Below are 13,277 nucleotides of genomic sequence, written 5' to 3'. Positions count from 1 at the left end.
TGTCTGAAACCGCCAAAAACACTAATTCCCTCCGTCCTTGCTCAACTCCTACCGGTTGGTAACGAATATAAATCGCTGAATTCGTCGTACTTTTGCAGGCTAATGCAAGTACGATCCATGAAAGAATATAAAAGAACCTTAATTACAGCAGCCCTGCCTTATGCCAACGGACCCGTGCACATCGGACACCTGGCGGGATGCTATATACCGGCTGATATTTATGCACGCTATTTAAGAGCACAGAAAAAAGATGTAAAACTGATCGGGGGCAGCGACGAGCATGGCGTGCCCATTACCATCCGGGCAATGAAAGAAGGGGTAAGTCCGCAGGATATTGTAGATAAATACCATGCGCAGATCAAGGAAAGTTTTGAGCAAATGGGGATCTCCTTCGATATCTATTCCCGCACCTCTAACCCGGTGCACCACCAAACCGCCGCCGACTTTTTTAAGGTACTTTATGATAAGGGATTGTTTGAAGAACGGGAAACCGAGCAGTATTATGACGAAAAGACCAACACTTTTTTGGCAGACCGTTATATTACCGGTACCTGCCCCGTATGTGGTAATCCGGGGGCATTTGGCGACCAATGCGAAAAATGCGGCAGCAGCCTGTCGCCAGAACAACTGATCAACCCGCGCAGCACCCTGAGCGATGCCATTCCGGTAAAGAAAAAAACCAAACACTGGTATTTCCCTCTACAAAACTATGAAACATGGCTGAAACAGTGGATCCTGGAAGATCATAAAGAATGGAAAGCAAACGTCTACGGCCAGTGCAAAAGCTGGCTGGATAACGGGCTTCAACCCCGGGCCATGACCCGTGACAGCAACTGGGGCATTAAAGTACCCCTGCCCGATGCGGAAGGAAAAGTACTGTATGTTTGGTTCGATGCGCCCATCGGGTATATTTCTGCCACTAAGGAACTGACGGAACAGTGGGCCGATTACTGGTGCCAGGAAGATACCCGCCTGATCCATTTTATTGGAAAAGACAATATCGTTTTCCATTGCATCATCTTCCCCGCCATGTTAAAGGCGCATGGCAATTTTGTATTGCCGGACAATGTGCCGGCCAATGAATTTTTGAACATCGAAGGTCAGAAGGTGTCTACCAGCCGCAACTGGGCCGTTTGGGTACACGAATATGTAAAAGATTTCCCCGGCTGCGAAGATGCCCTCCGCTATGTGCTTTGCAGTAACGCACCGGAGACCAAAGACAACGACTTTACCTGGAAGGATTTCCAGGACCGTATTAATAATGAACTGGTATCCATTTTCGGAAACTTTGTAAACCGCACTTTTGTGCTGATGCATAAGCTTTGCGGGGGCAAGGTGCCCAAATTGCATACGGAACTGCTGGATGACGCCGATAAAACACTGATCTCCGATATCCAACAGGCAGAAGCCAGGGTACAAACCGCGCTGGAAAATTTCCGGTTCCGGGATGCGCTGTTTGAAGTGATTGACCTGAGCCGTAAAGGCAATAAATATATGCAGGACAAAGAGCCCTGGATCCTCGCCAAGCAATTAACGGCCGAAAATCCCGAAAGCGCCTTGCTGCAACAGCGGATCGATAACTGTTTGCACCTTTGCTTACAGCTTACCGCAAACCTTGCCATCCTGATCAATCCCTTCCTGCCTGCAACAGCAAAGAAAATGCTGCATATGATGAAGGTAGTAGACCGCATACTGGATTGGGAAAACGCCGGAAAGATCAACCTGCTGAGTGTGGGCTATGCCTTAAGAGCGCCGGAATTGCTGTTCCGCAAGATTGAAGATGCCGAAATTGAGGCACAATTGCTGAAACTGAAAGCCGGCAGCGAACAGGCTGCAGTTAGTGATCAGCCGTCAGTTGGCAGCGGTCAGCCTTCAGCTGAGTCCGGATCTCAAATCTCCCCCGAGGCTTCGGGGCTCAAATCGCAAATCACTTTCGACGACTTTGCGAAGATCGATCTGCGTACCGGTACGATTCTCACCGCCGAGAAGGTGGAAAAAGCGGATAAATTACTGAAACTCGAGATCGACCTGGGTTTTGAAAAGCGGACGATCGTTTCGGGAATCGCCCTGCATTTTGCCCCGGAAACACTGCCTGGTAAAAAAGTGGTGGTGGTTGCCAACCTGGCTCCCCGCAAAATGAGAGGCATTGAAAGTAATGGTATGATCCTGATGGCAGAGGATGCCACAGGAAAACTGGTGTTTGTGGCCGCCGATGAAAAGGCTCCGGACGGTGCAGCCATCAGCTAAAAATAACACATCACAAAGGCGCGGCAGCACTGGATCTGCCGTGCCTTTGTACTTCTTCGCCGACTTCCCGGCAACTGAGGCCATTAAAACCCAAAACCGACCTGCTATTCCCTAATGCTGCTTTGGCGTCTTCAAAACAGCGGCATACACCCGCGGCGCCTGCCTTTTCTTAAAAACTTTGTTAATGCGTTGATATTTATACTTTTATTTAGTGAGCACGTTCGGTGTTTTTTCATTATTTTTAAGTATAAACCAACAACAATTTGAAGACCAGGATTCGTTTGAAAGACCTACCACGCCTGAGCCTCCGGTTCAGGAGAAGGCGGCACCGCTTCTGGCTGATTGTTCTTGGTATTGTAGCCACTGTTATTACCGCATTTAACTTTTGGTTTATTGATCACGCGGAAAACGCTTTGGAACAGATCGTGGAGCGGCAGTCCAGGGGCCGGCTAAAGTTAAAGGTCGACAAGTTTAAATTTAACTGGATCAAGAATAAGATCGAACTTCAAAATGCTCTTTTTTACTCCACAGACAGTACCGCCAGATCTCTTTATAATGTAAACGTAAAACGCATTACCATAAAGGCCCGTGGCTTTCTGCCCCTGCTATTCAGAAAACAGATCCTGATTGATTCCATACATCTGTATACACCTGCCGTAACCATTACCCGGCTGAGCTCCCGCCTGCGGAAAGCCGACAGGAACAGAGGTTCTCCGGGAAACAATGCCGATGAAAAATTTTCTGTGGCACTGGAAATGGGAAAAGTGTCCAATTCCATCAACGACGCCATCAATGAACTAAAAATTAACCGGTTCATCTTAACCGATGGCAGCCTTTCACTGATCGATAATACCAGACCCCAGGAAACCCCCTTTGTGGTAAACCAAATCGATATGCGGCTGGATGGTTTGCAGGTAGACAGTACTACCAGCAGGAAAAACAGTAATTCGGGTGAAAAGATCCCGTTCACAGACGAGATCTATATCCGCTCACACGACCAGAACATCATTTTTCCCGGAAACCGGTATATGCTGAGTTTTAAAAATTTCAAATTCACCCTGCAGAACCAGCGCGTGGAGTTTGACAGCTGCACCATCCGGGGTACAAAAGATGATAGCTCCAAAAGTGCCTTTAAAATCTATTTTGATAAACTGCGGCTGACCAATATCAACTTTGATACCCTCTATCATGAGGAAGTGGTACAGGCTGATTCGGTTTACAGTACCAATCCCAATATCTTCCTGGACATCGACAGCGATCAAAAGGTTTCGCGGCGGAACAATAAAAAAATACAAAAGATCGACGACCTGCTGCAACAACTGTTTGGGGATGTAATGCTGAACTACGTGGTTGTTCAAAACGGGGGCATCAATATCAATACCATCCGGAAGGGCAAGGTGAATACCTTTGCCTCCAATCACAACAATTTTGAGTTGCAGGGGTTGATGATCCGGCAGGGAAACGAGCAGGTAGTGAAGGTAGATAAGTTCCTGATGACCCTCCACAACTATGAAACCCGGCTGCAGGACGGAAGGTACGCGCTGGCATTTGACAGCGTTCAGTTCTTTAACGACGCCATCAACCTTACGAAGTTTTCCTTTAAAGAATACAAGGGCACAAAGATCATTAACAACATACAGATGCCTCGTTTTGAGCTAAGGGGGCTTTCCTGGGAGGCTTTGCTCTACGACAATTTTTTTAGCGCCAACAGCGCTTTATTCCTCAACCCGGAGATCGAATATTCGCTCACTGCGCAGAAAAGCAAAAAAGAAAAAAGTATTTTTCAAACGCTCAGCAACATTGGCTCGGTGATGAATCTGAATGCATTGGGTATTCAGAACGGGAACATCCGTCTTAATCTCGGAAAAAATGCCACGCTGAGCCTGTCCGATGCCAATCTTTCGGTAATGCCGGATGAATTGACCGCGTCCCGAAAGGTAAAGCACATCCGGCATTCGATAAAAGTATTCAATTTCAGCAGGGGCCTGTTTCAAAAAGACGGGCTATCCGTAACGCTCAACCAGGCAGCGCTCGACAATAACCAAGGCATCAGGGCCGCCAGTATTGCCGTACGGGGCAACGGTATCCATGCAGATGTGAATAATGCCCGCATCGACGACCTGATCCTCGACAGTACCAACCAACGCCTTTCCGTCTTTGGCGCCCAGTGGCAAAGCGCAGCCATCCGCATCCGTGCCGCTTCATCGTCCGGGAAAACGCCTGCGAAAAAAGCGCTGAATCACTTCCTGATAAAAGACCTTGAAGGCAAAAACACCTCCCTGCGGTTTCAGGATGGCAACAAAGATCTAAGCGCCTATTTCGAGTCGCTTATTATAAAAGAGCTCCGTAAAAATAAACGTGCCGACATCGTGGTAAACGGGCTCGCCCTTTCCGGTCATGATTTTCTGATGACCACTCCGGAACAGCACATCGCAGTTGAAAAGATCATACTCAATGATGCTGCGGGCAGCCTGTTGCATAACGTTGTTTTTGAAAAAACAACCGGCGTTGACTCTATTCAGATAAAGATTCCCCAGGTTGCGTTTGTTCCTTACATGAACCAGATCATCAACGGTAACCTTCAACTGCAAAAGATCGTGCTGACAGATCCGGATATCACCGGCCATTTTGGAAAAAAAGACAGCAATCGCGCAGCAACACAACACCGGCCGCAGATCCAATTGGGTGAAGTACTGCTACAGCGGCCCAAACTGGAACTGCAGTTTGTGAGCAATAAAAATGAAACCCAAACAATCCGGTGGGACGGGGTGCCCGAAAACAGTTACCTGCGCATCCGAAACCTGATATCCTCAAATCAGCAGCTGCTTGCGATTAAAAATCTGCAGGCCTATCTCACCAATTTTGAATTTTTAAACAGCAACGGAAAACGTTTTGCCACCAATTATAATAAACTCAATATTGAATTGGACCAGCTAAAAGCCGGCAAGAACGAGGAAGGTAAACTGGATTGGAGCACGCTGCTGAATGTACATTCTATGGATAAGCTGGTATTTGACAGTTTGGGGAAAAAGAACGCAGTCCTCCGGCTGGATACCGGAGAGATCCGCAATATAGCCCTCAACTCCCGCGAACTCCGGAACATCGGTGATGTACTTAAGGCAAGCGATCAGCTATATATTGGCAACGCTACCGGCAGCTATGCCACAGCAAAGAACCATCTACGCTGGTATAATTTTCAGTTCAAAGATGGTTACTTTAAGACCGACTCCTTAAGGCTTACCCCGGTACAAAGCATTGAAGATTATAAAAAAGCCAAGGCATTCAATGAAGATTACCTGAAACTGCAGACCGGCACTGTCAGCGGAGGCCGCTTTGACACGTATGCTTTTGGCAACGAAAGCATACTTAAAATCGGCAAACTAAACGCAGACGCCGTACGGCTTTTATCTTTTAAGGATAAAACACAACCGGATACAGCTAAAAAGTATAAAGGCCTGCCTGTACAGCAAATCCTTAATATTCCCATAAAGATAAACATTGATACTGTGGGGCTTTCCCGGGCATACGTGGAATACTGGGAGATCAACCCCGTTACCAACCGGCTGGGCATTATTCCCGTATCCGATCTGAATGCGCAGCTGTACCCGGTGCGCAATTACAACCTCGGTCCATCAGACAGCCTTTACATCGATGCCCGGGCGCATGTGATCGGTGCGCTGGACACCAGACTGGCGGTACAACAATCCTATACAGACAGTTTAGGACGTTTCCGCATGCAGTTGCAAACCGGTCCGCTCGACCTTAAAAAATGGAACCAGGCCCTGCTTCCGCTGGTGAGTGCGGAGGTTTTGAAAGGACAGCTGGATAGCCTGAGTATGACAGGTATCGGTGGCGAAAATTACTCAACAGGGTCGATGCAAATGTTTTACCGGGGACTGAAACTACGCCTGATGAACCGGGACGACCAAACGCTGCAAAGCTTTAAAAACCGGCTTATCAGTTGGCTGGCAAATGCGCTTATCCTCCGGAAAAACAACCGCGGCAAGCATTCTCCCTTGTTCTTTGAACGGCTAAAAGATAAGTCACCTATCAATTTCCTGATCAAATCCTCCCTCGAAGGCATCAAATCCAGCATCGGCGTACCCGGTGTTAAAGGAAGACAACGACGATATATGCGAAGAGTGCGGTCTTAACCCGAAAGCCTGTTCTTTACTTAAACGCGGAACAACGGCTAGGGCTTCCGTTTCACCTGCGCAATCAACGCCGTAACAGAGGACCGTTGTAAAAGCTCTGGCGCTATCTCCAGTATTTTCTTTAACATTCGGGGCGCTTTCCGTAAGCCTTCTTCCAACTCGATCAGCGCCTGCTTCGACTGCCCTAAGCCAAAACAAAACAAGGCTCTGTAATAGTGAAACAGCGGTTTATCGGCACCAATCCGGAGGATCGCATTTTGAACCTGCTCCAGTCCCTGCTCAAACTGCTCGGCTTTATAAAGACCGATGATCAGCGCTTCCCACCCCATCAGCTGTTTCGGACGCAGGCGTACTACATTCAAAAAATATTGCAATGCATCTTTATCCAATCCCAATGCCAGCTTGCTTTGCCCCATCAGCAGCAAATATTCGGGGTGATTGTTTTTAATCTTCAGGGCAGATTCGAGCTGCCGGATGCACAGTTCAAATTTATCTTCTTTATAATAGGTAAGTGCCACTTTATACAGCAGCGCTCCCTTGTCCTCGTTCAGATGCGATGCCTTGCGGAAATAAAACCGGGCCTGTGCATAGTTCTTTAACTTCTCGTAACAATAGCCGATCGCTTCGTAAATCACATCTTCCGGCTTGGCCAGTTCCAGTACCCGTTCGAGGTATTCAATGGCATCTTTGTATTTCCGAAGGCGGATATAGGCATCCCCGATATTGCGGTACGCATAATCAAACTTTTCATCAATAACAATCGCATACTTATAGGCATCGATCGCTTTTTCATAAAGCTTAATACCCTGGTAGGCCGCTCCCAGGTTAAACCATGCCAGTTCAGAATAAGGAAACTCATTGATGATCTTCTGATGCAACTCAATACTTTCGGCGTTCCGGCCGGTATAATCCGTCCAGAAACAGATCTTGTAAAGCGCCTCTTCATTTGCTGGTTCCAGTTCCAGGATCCATTTCAGGCAATCAAATACCTTATCGAAGCTTTCATAATCGTCGTATACATCTGCCAGTTCAAAAAGCAGTTCGATCTTTTCATCGCCTTCAAACAGGTTCAGCGCCTCCTCCAGCAGGACCACGGCTTCTTCCTGGCGATCCAGTGCCAGCAGTGCCTCCGTTTTCAGGATGTAGATATCAATATTGTTACCGTCAAAGATCGAAGCCTTATCTAGTAATTCGAGAGCGCTGTCATACGCCCGGTTGTTTAAAACGAGATCTGCCTTTTTTATCAGTAAACCCGCAGAATACGGAAATTGCTCGATTGCTGTTTCGGTAGCCTGCATAGCTTTCTTAAAAGCTTCCCTGGATTCAAAATAGTTAATGATCCGTTCAAATTCTTCTTCTTCAAGGTAGGATGCGGATTGACCAGTCTTCAGGTTTTCATAGCGTTGTAATAATTCTTCTATGTCTTCCTTACGCTCCTCGCTTTGATGCGAATACTCTCTCATATCTGCTCATTTATGTCTATTATCAAAACCACAAATCCACTAATTTGTTTCAATATAGCAAAATATTGCTATTTCCCCCCGTAATAAGTTTTCCTCCTGTGTGTAAAACTTTATTATAAGAGGTGCCCGACCCGCTTTTTGTTGCATCTGGTTTAAGCAAGTGAAAATCAGCACCTAAAAAACCAAAAACCGGATTGAAATTTTCTAAAAACAAGGGAAAAGGGTTATTTATTGTTCACACAACAGGAATAGTGGTTAAAAAAAAATTAAAATTTTCAATTCTTACAATTATATTATACCTTTGTATCAGTTTAAATCTTTAAAAAGAACAAAATGTTGAAAACCTTCTTACTTACTGTGCTGTTTGTCCTGGCTGTAGGAGGTGTTTCGTTTGCGACTGAAAATACCGTTACAGATGTGGATCATGGAAAAGACAAACCGAAAAACGGTTATGTGGCGGAGAATAAATTTGAAAAGGAACTTTCTTCTTTTTCCCTAAGGTCTGAGTATCAATACCGGGGGGATCGGGTGCTGACAAACACAAATACTACGAACAACAATTATATTAACCTGAACACGTCCATTTCTTATCAGAAAGGAACCAATATCTATATTGTTCCTTACAAAAAGAAAGTGATCCTGAACCGGTTTACCTTTAACCCGAACGAACCACTGCGGAATCTCTACAGATAGTTCCAACAGGCCAAAGATATTCCATCGCTCCCAGCCGGGAGCGATTTTTTTGGATGCCGCTGAAGATTGCACCGCGATGCGCACAAGGGAACCTGTATAGATCCTGATGCAGCCTTCGCAAACCTGGCGGAACCTTGTCTTTGCAGTCTTAATTTTACCGCAACGTGCGCAACGCATCCGCAATGGACGCAAGGACACCCTGTAAAAATCCTGTTCCTTTTTAGGCGAACCTCGCGAATCCCTTGCGCCTATTGCGGTTCGTTTAACCGCAAAGCAGCCTCTATTTCCGGGATTCCCTTAAATACTTCTTCCGGATCAGATCCTGCACATTGACACCGGACAATTTACTTTCCAGCCAACTGATCACATCCAGGTATGCAAAAGCTCTGGCCTCCAGGCGGTTGCTCTGGTACTTTTTCAGCTTCATCAACAGTTTTTCAAATTCAGGGCGAATCGTCTTTGCATTAAACTTAAAGGCATTCCGCAGAAACCGGAACATTTCCTCCTCCACCTTGCTCAGGTTTTCCATTTTTGCCATATACCGGTAAACCGACTTTATAAGGTATTCCAGCAGATCAAAATTACCCAGTTCATAATGGGCAATCAGGTGCAGCAGCCGCGAATAACATTGCAGATCGGTCCTTAGATCGTCTTTTTGATGAATGATTCGGTTTAAATAATCAATGGCCATTTTATTATCGCCACTGCCAAAATACAAACAGGCGATCTTGTAGTAGAACACCATCACCCGGTGCCGGTCCAGGTACCGCCCGTGTTCCACCAGCATTTCTTCGAGGTAAGGTACCATCTTCAATCCTTTATGAAAAGTACCTTCCAGGAAATGCAGGTTGATCACTGCTGTGTAGAGGTATACGTACCCGTTAATGCGGTTGTTGTTGTTATCCTGTACCAGCGGCGTTTGTACAAAGTGCTTAAATTTCTTGATGCAGGCAGCCAGTCCGTCGCGGTTCATGAGGTCAAAATGCGCGCTCATCAGATTATGTACGCCTTTGATGTACATCGTGGTTTCAATAGTGATCATATGCGGTTCTGCTTCAAAAGCATCCACCCATTTCTGACAATACCGGTAAAACATCAGGAAGTCAAGCTTAATAAACGCATACCAGGCATAGCTTTGATAATAATATTGCTTCTCGTAAAACCCATCCAGCTGCGCCGCATTTTTTGGCAGGCTTTTTTCAAAAAAAAGCTTTACAGTTTTTACATCATTTTCATTGCGGGCATGCCCGTTTTGTATATACCAGCTATACAGCTGCAGGGCCAGGTTGGATAAAGTATTGATATGGGCGATCTTTTCCACGATGGCATCGGCCTCTTCGGCCAGTTCATCGGCCCGGTTCTGGATGCTTCGGGTAATATACAGGCCCTCAATCTTTTTTTCAAAAAACAATGCCTGTTGAAGGTAGGTAAGCTGATGCCATGTTCGGGCAAACTCCTTGGTCTTATCCAGTATTTTAAGCGTTTGCAGGTAAAGCCCTTTATTAAAAAGAATGCGCGCGCTGTCCATCATTTCCCGCAGCTGCATATCTGCATTTTTATCTTCCCGTATGATCCGCAAGCTGCCCAGTATCTGCTTATACAGCAAGGCCTTGGTATTGGAAAGTTGTTGCTTGCTGACTGTTGGCACCTTTTTCAGCAATTGCTTTTCATCATATTCGGGTAGTTTGTCGAGGGCGTTGAAAAGCTGCATACTTTTCAGAGACTCTGCGCCCGAGTTACGCCCCGCAAAAAGCTTCAGATTTCGCTTTTCTGATTTTTCCAGTGATTTTATCAGTTGAAATAATGCGTCTGTCGACCTACTGGGCATCGTAATTTACTCCTTCTTTTATTACTGAATATCAATTAATTATAATTCATCAATTCCCTTTATTCAATGTAAGTAGTTCTACAAATTGGTTTCAGGGTTTCATATTATGAAGTTATTTTTAAGAATCATACAAAAAACCGCTTTCGATGTTGCGGATTGAGTATTGAAAATAACAATTCTAAATTAAATAAACGAATTATGGCGGATAACAAGGTTTTTATTTTTGACACTACTTTAAGAGATGGTGAGCAGGTTCCGGGTTGTAAACTGAATACCGAAGAAAAAATCAAGCTGGCGCTGAAACTGGAAGCTCTTGGCGTAGACATCATCGAAGCCGGTTTTCCCATTTCCAGTCCGGGCGATTTTGCATCGGTGGAAGAAATCTCTAAAGTGATCAAAACTGCTACCGTATGTGGTCTTACCCGTGCGGTACAGAAAGACATTGAAGTGGCGGCTGCGGCGCTGAAGCCTGCTGTACGTCCGCGGATCCACACCGGTATCGGCTCCTCCGACAATCACATAAAATATAAATTCAATACCACCCGAGAAAACATTATCGAGCGGGCCGTTGCCGCTGTAAAACTGGCCCGGAACCTGGTTCCGGATGTGGAGTTCTTTGCAGAAGATGCCGGCCGTGCCGACCTGCAGTTCCTGGCCCTGCTGGTAGAGGCTGTGATCGGTGCCGGTGCAACGGTAGTGAATATTCCTGATACTACAGGCTCCTGCCTGCCACACCAGTATGCAGAAAAATTCAGCTACCTGCTGAATCATGTGCCCAATGCCGACAAGGCTATTTTCTCCTGTCATTGCCACAATGACCTGGGGCTGGCCACTGCCAATTCCATCGCAGGCGCCATCGCCGGAGCCCGTCAGATCGAATGTACCATTAACGGTATCGGAGAACGCGCAGGCAACACCTCCCTGGAAGAAGTAGTGATGGCTATAAAGAAACATCCAGAGCTTGATCTTTACACAGATGTAGATACCACCCAGTTACTGCCCATGAGCCACCTGGTTGCAGAAACCATGCGGATGGTCGTCCAGCCGAATAAAGCGGTCGTCGGCGACAATGCCTTCTCGCACTCATCGGGCATTCACCAGGATGGCTTTTTAAAAGAAGCCACCACTTACGAAATCATCGCCCCGCATGAGGTAGGCGCCGACACCTCCCGCATCGTGCTTACCGCACGCAGCGGCCGCAGTGCACTGGCTTACCGGTTTAAAAACCTCGGATATGAGTTTGACCGGAACCAGGTAGATGCATTGTATCAGCAGTTTCTGAATGTTGCCGATGCCAAAAAGGAAGTAGGCGATAATGATCTTAGAGAAATGGCGGAAAAAGTAAAAACCACCGCTTAGTCTTTGGAGCCCGGCCAGGGCATTCCTATCCGGAACATAGCAATGGAAGCGTACTGTAGTATCATATTAAAAAATGTAACGGTTCAACAAGCCGGAAAGCTTTTACTCAACCGCATCAGCTTCACATTAAAAGCGGATGAGCATCTTGCTGTTTTTGGAGCCAGCGGCAGCGGAAAATCGCTGCTGGCCGGGGTACTCAAAGGTATATTGTCCTATACCGGTTCTGTTGAATTTAAAAAAGGAACGCAGTCCGTGCAACCGGTTGTAGCCTATGTGCCGGCTATGTACCCGCTCCGCAACCAGATCCATAACACCGGCCGCTATTATCAGCAACGCTTTGCCAGCTCCGCCAATGAAACGGCAACGGTTTCCGAAACGCTCTTAAAAAAAGGCGATGCAGTTACTGTATTTCAATGGCTCGAAACCTTCCGGCTCACCCATCGCAGTCACACACCACTGGCCCGGCTTTCAGGTGGCGAGCTCAAAAAAGTGCAATTGGTCGGTCACCTGCTTACCCATCCGGATGTGCTCATTCTTGACCGGGTGTTTACCGGCCTGGATGCCGGAAGCCGGAAAATACTGCACGCTGTACTGAACCAGCTGGCCAGCAGCGGCACCCGTATTATCCTGATCACAGACAGCCATGAGCTGCCGGTATGCATCACTCATTTTGCTGAATTATCTGAAGGAGCGCTGGTAAATTATGCGCCGGTGGAACAGCTTGGCTTTATGCAATCAATACCGGCACGCAGGGAAGCCCCACTTCCCGAACTCAAAAAAGCCTATCATATCGGGCCCCTTATTTCCATGAAGCAGGTAAGTATCCGTCATGGCAATACAACGATCCTTAATAATATTAACTGGCAGGTCAATAACGGTGAATGCTGGCTCATCAAGGGCTGCAACGGGGCCGGTAAATCGGCCTTGCTAAGCCTCATCAACGGCGATCATCCCCAGGCCTATGCCCAGCAGATCCATTTATTTGGAAAACGAAGAGGAAGTGGCGAAAGCATCTGGGACATCAAGCGCAGGATCGGTTTTGTAGCCCCGGATCTGCAACATTTTTTTGATCCGGGCATCACGCCCGCCCAGGTAGTGGGTTCAGGTTTTTTTGACGCGTTTGGTTTATGCAGAAAGCTGGATGAAGCGCAGGCCCGAAAGGTAACTGCATGGCTGCGCTTTTTTTCGCTGCAGGATAAAGCACAGCTCCCCTTCCGGTCGCTTTCCGATGGCGAGCAGCGGCTGGTACTGATGGCAAGGGCGCTGATTAAAGACCCGCTGATGCTGGCCCTGGACGAGCCCTGTCAGGGCCTGGACGACAGCCAGTCGCGGATGGTGATCCGGCTGCTGGAGCGGATCCATTCTGAAACAGGAATGACCCTCCTTTTTATTAGTCATTATGAAGATGAAATTCCTGCCTGTGTAAGGCATGTTATCGAACTGGAACAAGGCATCCCCACCCTTTATAAAAAGACGATGCCCTCCACTATTGCTAAATCAAAGAATCAACCATTGACCCTCGGGCTATCATAA

The 13,277-nt window shown here is 46.9% G+C and carries 7 protein-coding genes; 5 read left to right on the top strand and 2 right to left on the bottom strand.

All coding sequences use genetic code 11. From position 1 onward, the window contains the following. Positions 1-117: 117 nt before the first annotated feature. Entirely contained in the window at positions 118-2,247 is a 2,130-nt protein-coding gene (gene metG / locus LL912_RS22650; protein ID WP_235555896.1) for a methionine--tRNA ligase, read from the top strand. A gap of 263 nt (positions 2,248-2,510) precedes the next feature. Beyond that, the gene (locus LL912_RS22645) at positions 2,511-6,401 is read left to right on the top strand and encodes an AsmA family protein (protein ID WP_235555895.1); all 3,891 of its coding nucleotides are present in this window, start codon (positions 2,511-2,513) and stop codon (positions 6,399-6,401) included. A 38-nt stretch (positions 6,402-6,439) separates the two neighbouring features. Here LL912_RS22645 and LL912_RS22640 read toward each other — a convergent pair whose 3' ends face one another. Beyond that, a complete protein-coding gene (locus LL912_RS22640) occupies positions 6,440-7,864 on the bottom strand; it encodes a tetratricopeptide repeat protein (protein WP_235555894.1) in 1,425 nt (474 codons plus the stop codon). A 333-nt stretch (positions 7,865-8,197) separates the two neighbouring features. Between LL912_RS22640 and LL912_RS22635 the strand changes: the two genes are divergently transcribed. Next, a complete protein-coding gene (locus LL912_RS22635; RefSeq protein ID WP_235555893.1) occupies positions 8,198-8,557 on the top strand; it encodes a hypothetical protein in 360 nt (119 codons plus the stop codon). Between the two features lie 280 nt (positions 8,558-8,837). Here LL912_RS22635 and LL912_RS22630 read toward each other — a convergent pair whose 3' ends face one another. Continuing rightward, positions 8,838-10,268 (bottom strand): hypothetical protein, encoded by a 1,431-nt coding sequence (locus tag LL912_RS22630; RefSeq protein WP_319941338.1) that lies wholly within the window; start codon positions 10,266-10,268, stop codon positions 8,838-8,840. 315 nt (positions 10,269-10,583) lie between these two features. On the opposite strand from LL912_RS22630, the gene LL912_RS22625 reads away from it, so the two are divergent. Further along, complete coding sequence (locus LL912_RS22625; RefSeq protein ID WP_235555891.1) at positions 10,584-11,744, top strand: 2-isopropylmalate synthase; 1,161 nt, start codon at positions 10,584-10,586, stop codon at positions 11,742-11,744. Positions 11,745-11,747: 3 nt separating this feature from the next. Continuing rightward, the gene (locus LL912_RS22620) at positions 11,748-13,277 is read left to right on the top strand and encodes an ATP-binding cassette domain-containing protein (RefSeq protein ID WP_235555890.1); all 1,530 of its coding nucleotides are present in this window, start codon (positions 11,748-11,750) and stop codon (positions 13,275-13,277) included.

Source organism: Niabella agricola, assembly GCF_021538615.1.
Classification (GTDB): Bacteria; Bacteroidota; Bacteroidia; order Chitinophagales; family Chitinophagaceae; genus Niabella; species Niabella agricola.
Note: the sequence above shows the minus strand (reverse complement) of the source record. Positions and strands in the feature narration are given on the sequence as shown.